At 41.0% G+C, this 18,107-nt stretch carries 17 protein-coding genes; 10 read left to right on the top strand and 7 right to left on the bottom strand.

Translation table 11 applies throughout. The annotated features are described in order from the left end of the window. Window positions 1–487: 487 nt before the first annotated feature. The gene (locus AAEY98_RS08865) at window positions 488–718 is read right to left on the bottom strand and encodes a hypothetical protein (protein ID WP_101087475.1); all 231 of its coding nucleotides are present in this window, start codon (window positions 716–718) and stop codon (window positions 488–490) included. A 371-nt stretch (window positions 719–1,089) separates the two neighbouring features. Here AAEY98_RS08865 and AAEY98_RS08860 point away from each other — a divergent pair, with 371 nt between their 5' ends. Beyond that, entirely contained in the window at window positions 1,090–1,536 is a 447-nt protein-coding gene (locus tag AAEY98_RS08860) for an Hsp20 family protein (RefSeq protein ID WP_101087476.1), read from the top strand. A gap of 141 nt (window positions 1,537–1,677) precedes the next feature. Here AAEY98_RS08860 and soxR read toward each other — a convergent pair whose 3' ends face one another. After that, the gene (gene soxR, locus AAEY98_RS08855) at window positions 1,678–2,118 is read right to left on the bottom strand and encodes a redox-sensitive transcriptional activator SoxR (RefSeq protein ID WP_162022817.1); all 441 of its coding nucleotides are present in this window, start codon (window positions 2,116–2,118) and stop codon (window positions 1,678–1,680) included. Window positions 2,119–2,219: 101 nt separating this feature from the next. Here soxR and AAEY98_RS08850 point away from each other — a divergent pair, with 101 nt between their 5' ends. Beyond that, window positions 2,220–2,642, top strand: a complete 423-nt coding sequence (locus AAEY98_RS08850) for a VOC family protein (RefSeq protein WP_123777910.1) — start codon at window positions 2,220–2,222, stop codon at window positions 2,640–2,642. A gap of 98 nt (window positions 2,643–2,740) precedes the next feature. Here AAEY98_RS08850 and pepE read toward each other — a convergent pair whose 3' ends face one another. After that, window positions 2,741–3,448, bottom strand: coding sequence for a dipeptidase PepE (gene pepE / locus AAEY98_RS08845; RefSeq protein ID WP_351016369.1), 708 nt, complete (start codon window positions 3,446–3,448; stop codon window positions 2,741–2,743). 268 nt (window positions 3,449–3,716) lie between these two features. On the opposite strand from pepE, the gene htpX reads away from it, so the two are divergent. Then, window positions 3,717–4,580 (top strand): protease HtpX, encoded by an 864-nt coding sequence (gene htpX, locus AAEY98_RS08840; RefSeq protein ID WP_162022819.1) that lies wholly within the window; start codon window positions 3,717–3,719, stop codon window positions 4,578–4,580. Between the two features lie 299 nt (window positions 4,581–4,879). After that, window positions 4,880–7,399, top strand: a complete 2,520-nt coding sequence (locus tag AAEY98_RS08835) for a putative bifunctional diguanylate cyclase/phosphodiesterase (protein ID WP_351016366.1) — start codon at window positions 4,880–4,882, stop codon at window positions 7,397–7,399. A gap of 67 nt (window positions 7,400–7,466) precedes the next feature. Here AAEY98_RS08835 and AAEY98_RS08830 read toward each other — a convergent pair whose 3' ends face one another. Continuing rightward, a complete protein-coding gene (locus AAEY98_RS08830) occupies window positions 7,467–7,829 on the bottom strand; it encodes a hypothetical protein (RefSeq protein ID WP_242445174.1) in 363 nt (120 codons plus the stop codon). Between the two features lie 63 nt (window positions 7,830–7,892). Next, window positions 7,893–8,156, bottom strand: a complete 264-nt coding sequence (locus AAEY98_RS08825) for a hypothetical protein (protein WP_335692563.1) — start codon at window positions 8,154–8,156, stop codon at window positions 7,893–7,895. Window positions 8,157–8,292: 136 nt separating this feature from the next. Here AAEY98_RS08825 and AAEY98_RS08820 point away from each other — a divergent pair, with 136 nt between their 5' ends. From AAEY98_RS08820 to AAEY98_RS08800, 5 genes are all read left to right on the top strand, one after another. Continuing rightward, on the top strand, window positions 8,293–9,789 hold the full coding sequence (locus AAEY98_RS08820; RefSeq protein WP_351016363.1) for an ATP-binding protein: 1,497 nt from the start codon (window positions 8,293–8,295) through the stop codon (window positions 9,787–9,789). Between the two features lie 2 nt (window positions 9,790–9,791). Continuing rightward, window positions 9,792–10,496, top strand: a complete 705-nt coding sequence (locus AAEY98_RS08815; protein ID WP_059745107.1) for a response regulator — start codon at window positions 9,792–9,794, stop codon at window positions 10,494–10,496. Window positions 10,497–11,243: 747 nt separating this feature from the next. Then, the gene (locus AAEY98_RS08810; protein ID WP_162022824.1) at window positions 11,244–12,116 is read left to right on the top strand and encodes a 6-carboxytetrahydropterin synthase; all 873 of its coding nucleotides are present in this window, start codon (window positions 11,244–11,246) and stop codon (window positions 12,114–12,116) included. Between the two features lie 127 nt (window positions 12,117–12,243). After that, window positions 12,244–13,068, top strand: a complete 825-nt coding sequence (locus AAEY98_RS08805) for a M23 family metallopeptidase (RefSeq protein WP_351016382.1) — start codon at window positions 12,244–12,246, stop codon at window positions 13,066–13,068. Window positions 13,069–13,296: 228 nt separating this feature from the next. Next, entirely contained in the window at window positions 13,297–13,701 is a 405-nt protein-coding gene (locus AAEY98_RS08800; RefSeq protein WP_162022826.1) for a GFA family protein, read from the top strand. 176 nt (window positions 13,702–13,877) lie between these two features. On the opposite strand, the gene AAEY98_RS08795 is transcribed toward AAEY98_RS08800, so the two are convergent. Then, a complete protein-coding gene (locus AAEY98_RS08795) occupies window positions 13,878–15,497 on the bottom strand; it encodes an NAD(P)/FAD-dependent oxidoreductase (RefSeq protein ID WP_101087488.1) in 1,620 nt (539 codons plus the stop codon). A 205-nt stretch (window positions 15,498–15,702) separates the two neighbouring features. Here AAEY98_RS08795 and AAEY98_RS08790 point away from each other — a divergent pair, with 205 nt between their 5' ends. Beyond that, window positions 15,703–16,368, top strand: a complete 666-nt coding sequence (locus AAEY98_RS08790; RefSeq protein WP_351016359.1) for a DUF3047 domain-containing protein — start codon at window positions 15,703–15,705, stop codon at window positions 16,366–16,368. A gap of 68 nt (window positions 16,369–16,436) precedes the next feature. Here the strand turns inward: AAEY98_RS08790 and cls are convergent, their stop codons facing one another. After that, window positions 16,437–17,891, bottom strand: a complete 1,455-nt coding sequence (gene cls, locus AAEY98_RS08785) for a cardiolipin synthase (protein ID WP_101087490.1) — start codon at window positions 17,889–17,891, stop codon at window positions 16,437–16,439. Between the last annotated feature and the right edge of the window lie 216 nt (window positions 17,892–18,107).

The following is an 18,107-nucleotide window of genomic DNA, read 5'->3' as shown; positions in this document are numbered from 1 at the left end:
TGCAATTTATAGTGTAGAGTTTGTTATTGGCCAAAACATGACAGCAGTTTGTCGAATATGCCCATGTGTGAGTAGGTGATTTCCAGGCGCTAAATTGACTCGAAAGAGTAGTGATAAGCCCGTTACTAACGTAATGGGCTTTTTTACGTTTGCAATTTATAGTGTAGAGTTTGTTTTTGGCCAAAACATGACAGCAGTTTGTCGAATATGCCTATGCGTCCCCTTCGGGGATAAAAGAGTAGGTCATTTCCAGACGCCTAATTGACTTGAGAGAGTCGCGAAAAAGCCCGCTATCATATAGCGGGCTGTTTTGTGTCAAAAAAACAATATGTAGCCCTTAACTCTCCATAATGACCGCAATCAAAGGGCTCGCTTATTTCGATGGCATTAATTAAATGGCTATTTAAGATGAGCAACTTTATGAAATCAACAATACCACTCAATACACTCAATAAGGTGGCGTTGTTTAAGATTCTCTCTGGCAGTGTTACGCGTTATTTATTTTTTGCTTTAGGTCATAAGCATCGTCGGTAACAACACGTTCAAGTACTTCAATTCGTTGACGCAGGGCGTTAATTTCATCATGCAGTGCTTTATTGTTAGTTTCTTGTTCTGCAGTCGTATGCGATTGTCTTTGCTTCAGCTTCATGATAGTGACAATAAAGCTGCCTAAAATGGCCAGAATAGGAATTAATAATGCCAATGTTGGTGGGTTCATAATGTGTCCTTAATTGTTTCTATTTATTGTCTATTATTGTGACGTTTTCAAGCAGAAATACTAGTGACAAAAGTCATCATTGTGAAATGAACACCAACTTATTCATTATGTTATAAATTAGTTGTTATCTTAATTATTGATTATAAAGTCTATTATTTATTTTAGGTTATTAGTAACTCACTTTTTTATCCATTGCACTTGATATAGCGCCAGTGGTCCATATATCTAATTCTGTAGCAGGAGCGAATCATGAAATGCTCGATTGAGGTTTCAGTAAACTTGCTACCACAGTGCCGTAAGGGCTGTGAAAACTAAACACCACAAACAGACTGTGGTCATTTTTACATATTGCTTTAGACAAGGGTATGAACATGCGTAATTTTAATATTTCTCCAGATTTAACACCTCTTTATCGTAGTGCTATCGGTTTTGATCGTTTAGCACAACTTGCTGAACATGCTGCAGCTAACAATAGCAACAGTGGTTATCCTCCTTATAATATTGAACTTTTAGGCGAGAATCGTTATCGGATAACGATGGCCGTTGCGGGTTTTTCTATGCCAGAACTCGATATTATGAGTGAAGGTGAAAAACTATTAGTAAAAGGTAATAAGACAGCTACAAGTGATGAACGTAAATATTTGCATCAAGGGATTGCTGAGCGTGGTTTTGAGCGCACTTTTCAATTAGCAGATCATGTACGAGTAATCGGTGCGGAATTAGAACACGGTTTATTAAATATTGATTTAGTACGTGAAATTCCAGAAGCAATGAAACCTCGTAAAATTGATATTGTTGCTACCAACACCCTTAGTTAAGGCGTTATTGTGAATTAATACGATTGATGGCTTAGGTGTTAATAGCATTTAAGCCATATTCTCAACCTTCTAGTTTATCTCCCCCCAATTTAGCCAATTGCTTACACCTAGTTTGTTATCAAACTAGGTTTTTTGTATTCATCATTTATTCAAAAGCACTGGGCCAGGGCCTTGATCTGCAAGAATATCGTTAGGATTATACAGTGGGCAATTTTTCATCGATAAACAACCACAACCGATGCAACCTTCGAGCGAATCTTTCAATTTTTGCATCTGGGTTATCCGCAGCGTAAGTGATTTATTCCAAACATTTGATAATTCTGCCCAGTCTTCTTTAGTCGCTGTTCGTTCATTGGGTAAAGCAGCAAAAGCATGCTTGATATCATCCAACGATATCCCTAATTGTTGCGCAGCTTTGATGAGTGATATTCGCCTGATAACGTCTCGTGTATAACGACGTTGATTACCATTATTGCGCCAACTGCTGATAAGACCTTTTTGCTCATAAAAGTGAATCGCAGAGATGTTTATTCCACAACGTTTGGCGACTTGGCCAACACTTAGTTCTGCATCTATTGACATTCAACCTCCGATTTTTTTTATCATTTTTGCAAAAATAATGCTTTACCTCAAGTTAGCTTGAGGTATTAAGCTGTGTTGCATTAACCATAAGGAGATAAGTGATGCGATTAGAACATTTAAATTTAGTAGTTAATGACTTAGATGAATCATTAGTATTTTATAAAGCGGCCTTTCCACACTGGCGAGTGCGTGGTGGTGGCGAGTCTGTTTGGCATGGTACGCCGCGGAAATGGCTTCACTTTGGTGATGATTATCATTATTTATCGTTAAATGATTCTGGTAGTGGCGAGGTGCGCGATCTTAAAAGTAATGCATTGGGTTTGGCACATTTCGCTTACGTTGTGGACAATATTGATGCATTAGTTGCTAGATTGTCACAAGTGGGTTTTGAGGTGGCGATTATGGGCGGACATGACCCTTTTTATAAAAGCCGTTACTTTATTGACCCAAGCGGATTTGAAGTTGAGTTTGTTGAATACTCAACGGATATTCCCAGTGAGCGAAATCAATACGATGGCGAGTAGCTTATCAATATGCACCATTGGGCTTATAGAGTAAGCCCAATGGTTTTGATCAAAACCGATTATCAGCAAACGTAATAGGTTAAGAGCAGGTAAGCTGACTACAGGTAGTGTGACAAGTCGCTGTTAGCGGTAAGTTCAACTTCTTGTTGTTTACCATGGAATAAATAAGCCGTCTCATTACCAATAAGGTGTAATTTATCGCCTTGGCGCCATAGCGCGCTGCCTTCTTGGATTCCTATCACCGGTGTCAGTGGATCGACCATGGTAAATTCTAACAGCCGTTGTGCACGAGTTTCACCATTATGGCCTGGCATTTGGTAATTGGTGTAATGCGGATTTAATTGGAATGGCAATATACCCAGTGCTGTAAACGAGGGCGGTTCGACAATTGGCATATCATTGGTGGTACGAATACTGGCTCCAGTAATGTTTGATCCCGCACTCCAACCCACATACGGCATGCCATTTTCTACTTTTTCACGAATTAAATGTAGCAAGTCGTAGCGATATAATTCGTTGAGCAATTGGAATGTATTGCCGCCACCAACCAAAATGCCTGCAGCATCTTGAATGGCTTGTTTTGGGTCTGCAAACTGATGAATACTACTAATGGTAATTGTTAGGGGTTCAAGTGCCGTTTGCACTTTTGTTAAATACTCATCATAACTTACACTGACGCCAGCATAAGGAATAAACAGCCATTGTTGTCCTGGTTGAGTGAGTGGACGAATAAGCTCAACGGTATGGCTTAGATATGTCGAATTACCGACCCGTGAGGCACTCAACATTAATGCATTAATGGGCATAAAAAGTCCTTTTTGGTTTTAGTTTTTGACAGTTTATCAAAGATTAATCATTGCCGACACAGAGTTTGTTTTTGTAGTCTATTTTTCAGTTTCAATTAATCAATTCTCCCTAGACTCTGCTCGCGTGAATTTCAAGACGATGTTTTATCAAGTTAAAAAAGAGCCATAAATCTTTTTTAATATAACTAAGCTTGAATTTTCATTTTATGGACATATTATGTCTGTAGTAACAATCGTAAATCGGCACTTTTGCCATACAGGAGCTTAAATGAAGCGTATATTTTTGTTGATTGCAACCAACTTTGCCATCTTACTGGTTGCCTCAATTGTAATGTCTATTCTTGGGGTTAATACCTCAACGATGGGTGGACTGTTAGTATTTGCTGCCATTTTTGGTTTTGGTGGCTCGTTTATCAGTTTAGCCATTTCAAAATGGATGGCGAAGAAAACTATGGGCTGTGAAGTTATTACGCAACCACGTGACAGTATGGAACGTTGGTTAGTTGAAACGGTTGCACGCCAAGCTGAAAAGTCTGGTATTAAGATGCCTGAAGTGGCTATTTACCAGTCGCCAGAAATGAACGCATTTGCAACGGGTCCAAGTAAAAACAATGCGCTTGTTGCTGTGAGTTCTGGTTTGCTTTACGGTATGACTCAAGATGAAATTGAAGGTGTACTTGCACATGAAGTGAGCCACGTGGCGAACGGTGACATGGTGACATTAACCTTAATCCAAGGTGTGGTGAATACTTTTGTTATTTTTGCTGCGCGTGTTGTTGCTGGCATTATTAACAATTTTGTTTCCAGTAATGACGAAGAAGGTGAAGGCCTAGGTATGTTCGCCTACATGGCTGTAGTATTTGTACTTGATATGCTATTCGGTATTTTGGCATCGATTATCGTAGCTTACTTTTCACGTATTCGTGAGTTTAAAGCTGATGAAGGCGCGGCACGTTTAGCAGGCAAAAATAAAATGATTGCCGCATTAGAACGTTTACGTCAAGGGCCTGAATCTGGCGCTATGCCAGCACAAATGTCAGCCTTTGGTATTAATGGCAAACGTTCAATGGCTGAGTTAATGATGAGCCATCCTCCATTAGAGAAGCGTATCGCTGCATTAAAAAACAGCTAGTATTCATGCGTTTATCATCATTTATAGTAAAGTTAAACTAAGGAGCCTTTTGGCTCCTTTTTTATTTATTGGGTTAGGTTATGATTGAATATGCCCTATTAATCGGGTAATTATAGTTAACTAATAGTATTAACCGCTCGAATCGATTGCATTTTGTTGTTTAATCACAGCGTATAGGATAGGTTCTGATGTATAGTTAGACTCGGCACTTATATTCATAACACTACTTGTTACAGTATTCATACATATTGAGTATGGCTCGTTTAACATGGTCTACTAAACATTATCAGGATCTTAATATGCTTAAAAAAGCTATTTCTCAAGTACAATTAAGAGAATGGCAGCTAGAAATAAATGATATTTCTGCCGAGTTTCGTCTTACCATCATGTTTTACCAAATTAATGCTGAAAACAGTGTTGAAGCTATTTGTACCAGCCAAGGTATTGATGACAATACCCAGCGACAGCATCAAGATAGCTTGTTACAACATCTTAAAGCGGCAGATGCTCAAAGTGTCCAAACGGTAGACAAACATGTTACCGTTTATCATCAGCCTATTCGTTCATCTAAAGGTCATATCTTCGGTGTGATCACCTTTAGTGACAAAGCTATCGAACCATCTCAGCAAACATTATTTAAGCCCTTGTCGGCAATGCAAACACGCATAGCGGATATGCTAAGTAATGCCATTCGTTATTATATCAATTCCTTAGCTGTTGATTCTAATGCATCTGAGTCTGTGTCGCTCGATGTTGATTTACAGTCATTTATTGATGCTTTTGATGAACATATGTGGGTTAAAGATGCTAACGGACACTATGTAGCGTGTAATAAAAGTGTTGAGCGAGCTTGGCGAAAGTCTACAGAACAAATTGTTGGCAAAACCGACTTTGACCTTTTTGATCAACGCACTGCAAATGAATTTATTGAGAGTGATAAATTAGCCATCAGTAATGGTTCGACTGTAGTGGTGTCTGAATGTGAAGAAGTTGATGTTAATTTTAATAAGGTCTGGCTCGAAACCATTAAAGCGCCCATTTATAATACCCAAGGTCAATTGACCGGGGTAATAGGGATGACTCGCAATATTGCCAAACACAAAGAGGCGCAGGATCAACTCATATTAGCCGCCAATGTGTTTCAAAATGCAGTCGAAGGGGTAGTGATAACAGACAGTAATGGCAATATTACCGAAATTAACCAAGCGTTTACTGATATTACCGGTTACAGCCGCGAAGAGGTTATAGGCCAAAACCCTAGAATGCTGAGTTCAGGTCGCCATCCTAAAAGCTTTTTTGAACGATTGTGGAATACCTTATTAGTCCAAGGTAAATGGCATGGTGAAATTTGGAATCGCCGTAAGCATGGTGCTATTTTTCCGCAAGCGATAACCATCAGTGCTGTATTCGATAAACTCAATATCATTCAGTATTATGTTGCCGTATTTGCCGATATTTCAGCGCAAAAACAAAATGAAGAAAAGCTGAAAAACTTAGCCTATTTTGATCCGTTGACACAATTGCCTAATCGGATGCAATTTATGTCACTGCTAGAGCAAGAGGTGAATCACTCTCACCGGGCTAAAAAGCAGCTGGCTATTGTGTTTTTAGATATCGATTTCTTTAAGCACATTAACGACAGTTTAGGCCATGTTATTGGCGACGAAATTCTGGTTGAATTGGCTAAACGCTTATCTTACGCTTTATCTGATTTTGACGTATTAGCACGTTTAAGTGGTGATGAGTTTGTGGTCATGTTGCCGAGCATTATGGGAACTGATTCTGTAACGTCATCGGTTGACCGTATTCGCAGTGTATTTGAACGCCCATTTATATTGGACAATACCCAATCTGTACGCCTTACCGCCAGTATGGGAGTGGCGATATACCCAAGTGATGGTGATGATCACGACAGCTTATTACGTAATGCTGACGCGGCTATGCATCGTGCCAAGTTAGATGGGCGAAATAATTATGCCTTTTATACTGAGTCGATGACCAAACAGGCTGTAGCACAATTAAAGCTGCAAACAGCATTGCACCAAGCGCTGGTGAATGAAGATTTTTATTTAGTTTATCAACCTAAGTTGAAACTGTCTGATCTGTCTCCTAGTGGCTTTGAAGCGTTAATTCGTTGGTCTGATCCTGTCTACGGCAATATCTCTCCAGCAGAGTTTATTCCATTAGCAGAGAAGATTGGTTTGATTTGGGATATAGGTTTGTGGGTATTAAAGGCCGCTTGTTTACAAGGGGTTGAATGGCTAACCCAAGGTAAAATGTTTGAACGCATTTCGGTAAATGTAGCCAGCTTACAGCTGCAAAGAAATGATTTTGTCGATAAAGTGCGCTCGATTTTATTGGAAACGGGATTACCGGCCAAACATTTGGAATTAGAAGTCACCGAGTCTTGCATGATGAATGATCCAGACGCGATTATTCGTGATTTGAAATTGCTTGGCGCCATGGGCATTGCCTTGAGTATTGACGATTTTGGTACCGGATACTCATCTCTCAATTATCTCAAAAAGTTACCAATTGATAAGTTGAAAATCGATCAATCTTTTGTACGTGATATCCCTCATGATGCTAATAACACTGCGATTGCTAAAGCGGTTATTGCACTGGGGCATGCATTGAATTTGCAGATTATTGCTGAAGGTGTGGAAACTATCGATCAAGCAGATTTTCTGCGGCTCAATGGCTGTGATTTGGTTCAAGGGTATTTGTACAGTAAACCGCGATTGCCACAAGATCTTAACGAGTTTTTACCGATATTCCATAACCGTATTAACCTGGCCACTGATATTAAATTAAAATAAATAAAATAGCAGCTTACATAATTTGTAAGCTGCTTTTATATCACTATTACGACTTTTTAATGCTGTATTAAGCGTAAATATCTACGTTCACAGATGTTGAATTACTGTTAGCCGTTGCGGTGTTATCACCATTATAAATACTGCTCAATGCCTCAAAGAAAATACTGCCGATGTCCTCGTCAGTTAATCCATCTGTAAGTGGTTTTAATTCATCTAACATAGACTTCAACGACTCTTGCTGCTCGTCGGTCAATGATGACAACATGTCTGTGGTTAATTGCTGTTGATCATCAGACAAGGTCGATACCGCTGTATCTAGCCCAGGCGGGACACCGCCTTTTGGTGGCGGCGGGCCATCAGGACGCGGAGGTCTTTGTGTGTTTTCGGTCGATGTCATTTGCATCGAAGTATTACCACTCGTCACTTGCATATTTACTCCTCAGATATTCTCTATAATCTATTTTTGATGAAACTACCTAGCAACATATTATTGTTAATTACGTTGTTTTGGTGGTTGTTTCATATCGTCAGGACCATTGGCAGGTACAGCGACAAGCTCGCCATCGATAATTTGACAACTTGCTTCAAGGGTGTCTCCCCGCGGGGTGTCAAAACTAACCTGATCATTTTCAACACTGTTAGCACACGCTTCAACAGCTTCTTTAGGTGGCTTTCTATCATGCGGGTTAGCATTAGCAGCGAAAGATGCTAATAACATAAAGCTAAGTAGACCAATACTGATTGGCTTAAGAGTCATAGTGACACTCCTTGGTTAGGTAACTAAAGGTAATATAACCTAACAATGTGGAGTAATTGTGCAGAATTGGAGGAGATTTTTATCAGTTATTTATCGCGACTAGTTTATGCGTATATAGCTGGTTATAATGTATTTTATGCAAATATCTCAAAAGCTTTTCTTGGCCTTCGTTGGCCTAACCAGTATTGTACTTATCGCCACGTTATCGTTAGCGAGGTGGAGTTTTGACCAAGGTTTTTTAGACTATATCAACGGATTAGAACAAGAACGTTTACAGCATTTATCGAATGAACTATTGACACTTTATGCGGCTAATCCGGAAGCACAAACCGATCCATCAGTAATGACAGATCAACAATCTACACAAGTGTGGCAGTCGATTAATCAAAAAACATTAACACAAGCCATTTCGCTTCACGCTCCATTTCCAAAAAGAAATAGACCCGGCGACGGGGCAAGACTGCCAAGACCTGTAGGTGATAATCGTCCTCCAATGGGACCTGATCGACGTTTAGGTCCTCCTAGGCAACGGCCACCTTTTTCACCACCTTCTGGTCCACCGACGGGGTTATACTCAGCAGAACAACAGTTTATTAGCGGCGTTGATATTGGCAATGTGGATAATCGGATTAGCTTAACCTTGTTATTCAACGATCGTATAGTAGGCTATTTATACAGTAGCCCTATTCGTGAAGTTGAATCGTCTTCAGCTACCGCATTTTCTCAGCAACAACGTTGGACCAGTATCGGAATCGGTTTATTGTGTTTACTGCTTGCCAGTGCAATTGCTTGGTGGTTGTCACGTTTTCTACTGATCCCCGTTAAACAAGTTATGCTGGGAGTATCGTATTTATCTCAAGGTAATTATGATGAACGCTTATCACCTCAGCGTGCAGATGAGCTGGGTCAATTAATGACCAATATTGATCATCTCGCCATGACGCTATCGAAAAACCGCAGTGCTAAAAATCGTTGGTTAGCTGATATTTCTCATGAACTGCGCACGCCATTGAGTATTTTATGTGGTGAGATTGATGCGATTAAAGCAGGGATCAGAACGTTCGATAGCACACAGCTGAACTCACTCGAACAAGAAGTGTTGCGCATGAAGCACTTAGTCGATGATTTGTATGAACTGTCTTTATCTGATGTTGGTGGACTCCGATATCATTTTCAGCGGGTGAACGTCAGTGAGTCACTACACAGCACGCTTAATAGTATGGCTACCAGCCTACAAGATAAAGGCCTAACGCTACAAAGTCAGCTCCAGCCGGGGGTGTATTTATCTGCCGACGTGCTTCGCCTTGAACAGCTATTTATTAATTTACTAATGAATTCTATGGCTTACACAGACAGTCCTGGGGTAATTGATGTGCGATTGTCACAACAAGCCAAAATGATGATATTAACCATCAATGATACTAAGCCCAGTGCCAGCATTGAAGAGTGTGAACACCTGTTTGAGCCATTGTATCGCCAAGACAGTGCCCGCACACGCCGTGGTAGTGGTGCAGGTCTTGGTTTAACCATCTGTAAGAATATTGTCGAAGCGCATGATGGCACCATTAAGGCCGTCCCATCACTATTGGGTGGGCTTTGTATTGAAGTACAATTACCTATGCACAGGGAATGACTATGAGTGGACATGTTCATCAACAACCATTGACCATATTAGTGGTAGAAGACGAGCCTAAAATAGCGCAGATTTTAGTCGACTTTTTAACCCTTGAAGGTTTTAACACCTTGGTACAACACGATGGTCGTGATGTAATTGAAACGATTAAGTCTCAACAAATTGACTTTATGATTCTAGATTTGATGTTGCCCTATAAAGACGGTTTAACCATTTGTCGTGAATTGAGGCAATTTTCAATGCTGCCAGTGCTAATGTTAACGGCGCGGGTAGATGAAATTGACCGCTTAATGGGCTTAGATATCGGCGCAGACGATTATGTGTGTAAGCCATTTTCGGCTAGGGAAGTCGTTGCTCGGGTAAAAACGATTTTAAGGCGAGTCGAAAATACTCACGGCAGTCAAAGCGAGCAGGTTATTCGTTATAAACATCTACAAATCAATATCGAACGCTTTAAATGTCAGGTCGACCAACAAGACGTAGAATTAACCCCTGTTGAGTTTAGATTACTGCATACTTTGCTAAAACGGCCAGGTGTGGTTCACTCTCGAGATAGCCTCATGCAGGTGTGTTATGTCGACGATCGTATTGTTAGTTCACGTACCATTGACAGTCATGTGAAAAATCTACGACATAAGTTAACCCAAGCCAGCCAACAAAAGGAGTTACTGCATTCCATTTATGGTGTGGGTTATAAGGTAGAGTAATGATGCATTTTATTGGTAAGTCTATTTTACGTTTTAAAGCCGTTTAATAAGCATCCTAATGTAATGGGTAAGCTTAGTAGCTGGCGATTAATGTGTATTACTGATCAGCTTTAGTTTCGGAAAAACTCCTTTAAATCTGCACTATTTTTGCGCTTTTGATTGCTAACATCACTATACCTAATGCTCCTAGCTGTCTGGATTAACAAGGAATAGTTTTATGCCGTCACTAATTTTATTATTACTGCTGTGCTGTCAGATTTTTCTGACCATTACGTTGGTCGCAGTATTTATTGGTGGTTATCAGGAACCATCATAATTTGACCTTAACGCCATAGTCTCTTGTTAACCTTTCAAGTACCCACGCGAATCATTTTCTAAGTGTTATATAAAATGCTCAGCATTTTGTTGTTGCTGTTCCCCTAGCAAGATTATTATCCGATTCAGGTGCATTGCAGCAGCTTTATCGATTTATTACATTTATCTACGATGTTTACTCGCTCAAAGCGTGGCTTTTGTTTAGAATGTCGTTGATATCATTTAGGGTATCAACGTGGTCTTGTGCTGGCATTGAATATACTGGCGCGTTATTAATCATCACTAGCAGAACGTGGCAATTAACCCGTGAATGTTAGACTAAGAGTTGATAGTCGGATAAATTCCGATCACGTAAGATAGACCTTCCACTGGCATGCGCCGTTAGGAATACATTTATACTGAGGTGGACTGTTTTTCTGCCTAGGAGCATTAATGCAACTGTTTGTAAAAGATTTAACCGTTATCGATTTCTCTTACCTTTGTCCTGTTCGTGGCATGGTTGGTGAAAGCTGGATTGTCGATGTGCTATTAGATGGCGGCTTAGATGAGCAAAATATGGTGCTCGACTTTGGTAAGGTTAAACGCATCATCAAAAACACCATTGATGATGTAGCCGATCATCGCTTGTTAATCCCTACTGCGTGTAGCGAAGTGCGCTGGCAGCAAAAAAGCGACCGAGTTTGGATGGATTTTAGCAGTGAAAAAGGTGACATACATTTAGCATGTCCTTCACAAGCATTTGCGCTTATTCCTACAGAAGTGATTGACTACCAAAGCGTTAATGACTTTTTGAAAAAAGCCTTACGTGAAGTGTTACCTGAAAATGTCCAAGGCATCAGCCTCACATTGCGCAGCGAAGTGCTCGATACCCCGTTTTACCATTACAGCCACGGATTACGTAAACATGACGGTAACTGTCAGCGTATTGCGCATGGTCATCGTAGCCCGGTAACCGTATTTGAAAATGGTATTGCAGAGCCGAAATGGGACCAATACTGGGCAGAACGTTGGCATGATATTTACCTCGGCACTGAAGAAGACTTAGTGTCAGTGAAAACACTAGAGTTGTCGAAGCAGACTAAAATCAGCGACGAAACTCATTTTGGTTTTCACTATGTTGCGCCTCAAGGTGATTTTCAATTAGCGATGCCTAAGCATTGTTGTGACTTAATTCCTCACGACACCACGGTTGAGATGCTAGCTGAATACATGGCAAAGACATTGGCAAGTCAAGCGCCTGAAAGTCATTTTAAAGTTATCGCTTATGAAGGTATTGGCAAAGGGGCCATTGCGGTAAGAGGTTAATCAAGTATTATTAATGGGCTGCCTTAAGGTGGCCTTTTTTTTTATGTTTTTTGGCGCTATTAACAAGGAATGCGTTTCGATTATGTTATTAAAAAATACCGTTTTAAAATCGATATCTACAGTTGCAATGCTGGTGGTCAGCTTTTGTGGCTTAAGTGCTAGTGCGATTGCCGCTGTGACATTTCAAGGCCAGTTTGAACAAGGTGCATTAGTGCGTGGCGCAGTGCCGGTCGGCAGTAAAGTATTACTTAATGGCCAATCGGTAAAGGTCACCCCAAATGGTCAGTTTGCCATTGGATTTGATAGAGACGCTAAGCCAGAACAAGTGTTTAAAGTCATTTATCCAGACGGATTAACAGAAATTAAGCCGTTAACAATAGCCGCAAGACAATACCAAATTGATCGGGTCACAGGCATCAGCCAAAAAATAATGAAACCGGATCCCGTCGCCCAAGCCAGAGCGGCTAAAGACGCCAAACAGACTCGCGCTGCCAGAGACTTATTTAGTCAACAACAGGCATTTATGCAAACATTTATTTGGCCGGTTACTGGCAGAATTTCAGGGGTTTATGGCAGCCAGCGGGTTTACAACGACGTACCTGGTAATCCGCATTTTGGTGTTGATGTTGCGCGTCCAACAGGCACGCTAGTGGTTGCGCCAGCAGATGGTGTTATTACATTAGCTGAGCCAGATATGTTTTATTCTGGTGGTACAGTAATTATCGACCACGGTTATGGTGTTAGCTCTACCTTCTTACACCTGAGTAAACTGTATTTAAAGGTTGGTGATAAAGTTGTGCAGGGTGATAAGGTCGCTGAAATTGGTGCCACTGGTCGAGTGACTGGCCCGCATTTAGATTGGCGCCTAAACTGGTTCCAAATGCGTTTAGATCCCGTCTCGATTGTACCGCCAATGGCGACAATACTGGCTGCAGAGAAAGCGGCAAAATAGTGCTAAGCAATATGTTAGGGTTTCGGTATGACAATTGAACCGGAACCCTTTATTCAATCGTAATGCTATTCGCTTGATAACTTGCACTTCATACGTCCTGAACGCACCACAACGTCAACGCTATTTGCCTCACTAAACTGATGATGTTTAAACGTTTTCTCATTTTAAGCGACAAACTTATATCGAACGACTAAATGCTTATCGTCAACATCACAAAGGGCTCTGGTCATGATCAAGCAAGTGGGTAATACCGTTATTGAGTTAAAGCACAAAGCAACATGTCATTGTGGTGCCGTTGAACTCGAGCTCACGTTACCCAATGGTATCGAAAATCCACGACGCTGTGATTGTTCAATTTGTCGTAGAAAAGGTGCGATTGCTGGCTCTGTTAAACTGGGCGGGATTAGGGTGGTAAAAGGTCAAGATGTGTTAACGCTTTATCAATTTAACACCAATACCGCGAAACATTATTTCTGTTCTCATTGTGGTATTTATACTCATCATCAACGTCGCTCAAACCCAACTGAATACGGTTTTAACATAGCTTGTTTAGACGGTGTTAATCCATTTGATTTAGGTGATGTACAAACGAGTGATGGGGTAAACCATCCATCAGACCGAGACGTTGTATAGCAAATGGTAAGGCATGTTAATAAAAGGCATTAGGTATTGTATTTTCATCTCAGAGTATCTAATAGAAAACCTCATCATGAATGGCTCTGAATTTGAAAATAAATCTAATGTTATTGTTGCGATGAAGCAATAAACAGAGCATTCAAATATGACGGCTCTGTTTATTAAAGATGGATTTAACTGTTTGTCATTTCTTTAATCATGTCTAATGCAACGGCTTCTGCAATACTGATACCGTCAATACCCGCCGATAAAATCCCGCCAGCATAACCGGCGCCTTCACCTGCAGGATATAAACCTTTGGTGTTAATGCTTTGGAAATCGGCCCCACGTTTAATTTGTACCGGTGAAGAGGTACGAGTTTCAACGCCGGTTAACATGGCATCTTTACTGTCGAAACCACGAATTTTTTTACCAAATGCAGGAATGGCTTCACGAATAGCATCGATAGCGAATTGCGGTAATGCATCGCTTAAATCGGTCATTTTTACGTTGGGTTTATAAGACGGCTCAACGTTTTCAAACGGTTTACCAACACCTGCAGCTAAAAAGTCACCGACCATTTGCGCTGGAGCATCGTAATTGCTGCCGCCCATGATATAGGCGTGGCGTTCCAATTTACGTTGTAGCGCAATACCTTGAAGTGGATCGTTGTCAAAATCACTCGGATCAATGCCAACCACAATGGCACTGTTGGCATTACGTTCACTACGCGAATATTGGCTCATGCCATTAGTCACTACTGCATGTTCTTCAGACGTCGCCGCCACAACCACACCACCAGGGCACATACAAAAGCTGTAAACACTGCGACCACTTTTGCAATGGTGGACTAACTTATAATCTGCTGCACCTAACATTGGGTGACCCGCGTTAACGCCAAAGCGATCTTTATCAATCATCTCTTGCTTATGTTCAATACGAAAGCCAATCGAAAATGACTGCGCCTGCATATACACGCCTTTATCATGTAACATTTGGAAAGTATCACGGGCACTGTGACCAATCGCCGCAATAACATGTTTCGAATGCAGTACTTCGCCATTTCTCAGGGTGACACCAGTCACTTGACGGTCAGTAATGTTGATTTCATCAACACGGGTTTCAAAGCGAATTTCACCGCCTAAACGGATTATTTCGCGGCGCATTTTTTCCACCATAGTGACCAACTTAAAGGTACCTATATGTGGTTTACTAACATAAATGATTTCAGCTGGTGCACCAGCAGCGACAAATTCTTGTTTGACTTTTAAGCCTTTAAAGCCAGGGTCTTTAACTTGGCTATATAACTTCCCATCAGAGAATGTGCCAGCGCCACCTTCACCAAATTGTACGTTTGATTCAGTGTTTAACTCACTGGTACGCCAAAAACGGAAGGTATCTTTAGCGCGTTCGTGGACAGATTTACCACGCTCTAAAATAATCGGTTTAAAGCCCATTTGTGCCAACATAAGCCCAACAAACAAACCGCATGGTCCCATGCCGATCACCAGTGGACGTTCCGTTAAGCCTTCCGGAGCAGTCGCGACATATTTATAATCGGTATCTGGCGACACGCGGATATTATGGTCGTCAGCAAGTGATGCCAATAACGCGGCTTCGTCTACATTGGCTAATGTCACATCTAGTGTATAAATTAACGAAATTAAATTCTTTTTACGGGCATCGTAGCCACGCTTAAACACATGTATATCAACCAGCTGATCCGCTGAGATAGAGAGCCTTTGCAATACGAGTTGTTGCAGCGCATCTTCATTATGGTCGAGAGGCAATTTTACTTGGTTTAAACGGATCATGATTTACCTAAAAAGAGACTTAAAAAACAGCGCGTAGTTTACGTGATTTAACCTTAAAATGAAATTATCTATTGATGGTACTTGCTCTATGTCATGCTGTATTCTTTACCTTCATGATTAAATAGTAAAACCGATCACCCAGTTTAGCTCACTCTAGCGGGTGAACTCAGTGTGATACAAGCGAGTAGGGCGATAGGAAGTGAATATGTTGCGATGGATTATATTTCTTTATAGCGTAACAGTTTGTGTGAACGTGCAAGCTGCAACCAATGTGACTTTATTGAGTGATAACGGGATTGAGAGTTGGACCTCCAAAGTATTCTCTGGTGAATCAATTTACAGCGTTGGAGACTATAAAGGGCGCCTAGCGCTAAAAGCACTTAGTCACCATTCCGCGTCAGGCCTGGTGCTAGAAAAGCAAATTGACCTCATTGCAACGCCTTACCTAAACTGGAGTTGGTTAGTTGAAAAGACGCTGCCGCAGTTAGACGAGCGAAGTAAAGCTGGTGATGATTTTGTGGCGCGAGTTTACGTGGTTATTGATGGTGGTTTTATGGTGTGGAACACCAAATCATTAAACTATGTTTGGTCGAGCAATCAAGCCAAAGGCTTGGTTTGGAACAACGCTTTTGCTGGCTCAAGTGTTAAAATGATGTCTGTGCGAGGACAGCAATCGCAGCAAAGTCAGTGGTATGAAGAAAAACGCAATGTGTATCAAGATTTGATTGAAACATTTGGGGATAAAGGCAGTGAAAAAGCTAACCGCAAAGCGTATCAATACATCGATATGATTGCGATTATGACCGATACCGACAACAGTGGCAAAGATGCAGAAACGTATTATGGCGACATAATATTTACTGAAAAATAGCAACTGATCAACCTGCATTTACTGGTGCTTAGCGACCTAGCAAAGTCGCATTAATTTTTACTTTATCGTTAAAGTAGTGGGCTAAATAAGTAAAAAAACTGCTCGACTAATCGTTTAACTAACGGTCTTTTACGCCACTGGCGCGCATCCATTTTTATTGAATTAGCCATATATTGATGTTGGACTTCACTAAGCGATTGAGTGAATTCTAAATTTTCAACAGAAAGAGTCACTTCAAAGTTAAGCCATAGGCTGCGCATATCAAGATTAACTGTGCCGATTAGACTATGGTGCAGGTCAATGACCACTGACTTTGTGTGCAGTAAACCGCCACGAAAACGATGAATATTGACACCTGCATTCAGTAACTCGCCAAAGAAAGATCTGCTGGCCCATTCCACCATCATTGAGTCGTTTTTATCGGGTATGATTAAATTCACCTCCACACCCCGTAATGCAGCTGCTGTTAATGCAAACAATAGGTTTTCACTGGGGACAAAATAAGGGCTAGTGATGGTGATGCTGTGTTTTGCTTGATAAATACTGAGCAATAAAACTTGTTGGATCATATCCTCAGGCATACCGGGTCCTGATGGAATAACTTGAACCATGTCGGATGGTTCCTCGTCGTGCGGATGGCATTGTGGCGGTTCGGGTAACATTCTCTGGTCTGTTTCGGTTTCCCAATCCCAGGCGAGAATGCAGTTAAGCACTGGCACACTGGAGCCGGTAATTCTCACCATGACATCAACCCACTCACCAACACCAGCGCTTTGCTTAAAATATTTAGGATCGACTAGATTCATTGAGCCGGTATAACCGATTTGGTTGTCTATCACGACTATTTTACGATGAAGGCGAAGATCTAAACGGCGGAAGATCATACGTACAAGAGAAACAGACAGTGCGGATACCAAGTTTATGCCAGCTTCACGCATTTTTTTTGGCCACTTACTGTTAAAAAAGGTTCGACTTCCTGCAGCATCTAATAATATTCTCACTGCCACATCGCGTTGAGCAGCTTGAATAAGTGCTTGGGCAACTTGGTCAGCAAGCCCACCAGGATGCCAAATATAGAACTCTAAATGAATCGAGGTTTGCGCTTGTTGTATGTCTTCAATCAGGGTTGTTAAAATCGTTTCGGCGGATGATTTAAGTGTTAGTTGATTATTGGCTAACGTAGGAATGCCCAGACGTTTTTCACATAAATGGCTTATGGGAATCGCGTAATCACTTAAGTTGTGAGGACGATATTGCTGAATGGCAAACAGTCGACGAAACCATTCCCGATAGGGGCTGTACATCTCTTTAGCTCTCACTGCGCGGGTTTTACCAAGGTTCATCTCGCCAACGAGGAAATAAAGGAAAATACCTAAGATGGGGACAACATAAATAAGCATCATCCAAGCTAAGGAAACACCAATAGATCGCCGTTTATAGACAATACGCGTGGTGATACCAGCAATGAGCAGCCAATAAGCTAATACGCTGATTATCGTTAATATTTTATAAAGCTCAACCATAGCTAGCCAGTGTATCAATCATGTAGAAAAACATGCACTTATCATATCAGGTTTTCAATCGGTATTGTCTACAGTCATCCGTCTGTACGGCTGGGTATATCAAACAGTTTGTTTTATTATAAAGACTCTGGTGCTATTCAGTTTAATGCGAACCAAACGCTAGCATCACTTTAAGTCACTTTAAGTCACTTTTAGTCATTTTCAGATAGCCCTCCC

Origin of the sequence: Shewanella sp. AC91-MNA-CIBAN-0169, assembly GCF_040310165.1 — a bacterium.
Lineage (GTDB): Bacteria > Pseudomonadota > Gammaproteobacteria > Enterobacterales > Shewanellaceae > Shewanella.
Note: the sequence above shows the minus strand (reverse complement) of the source record. Positions and strands in the feature narration are given on the sequence as shown.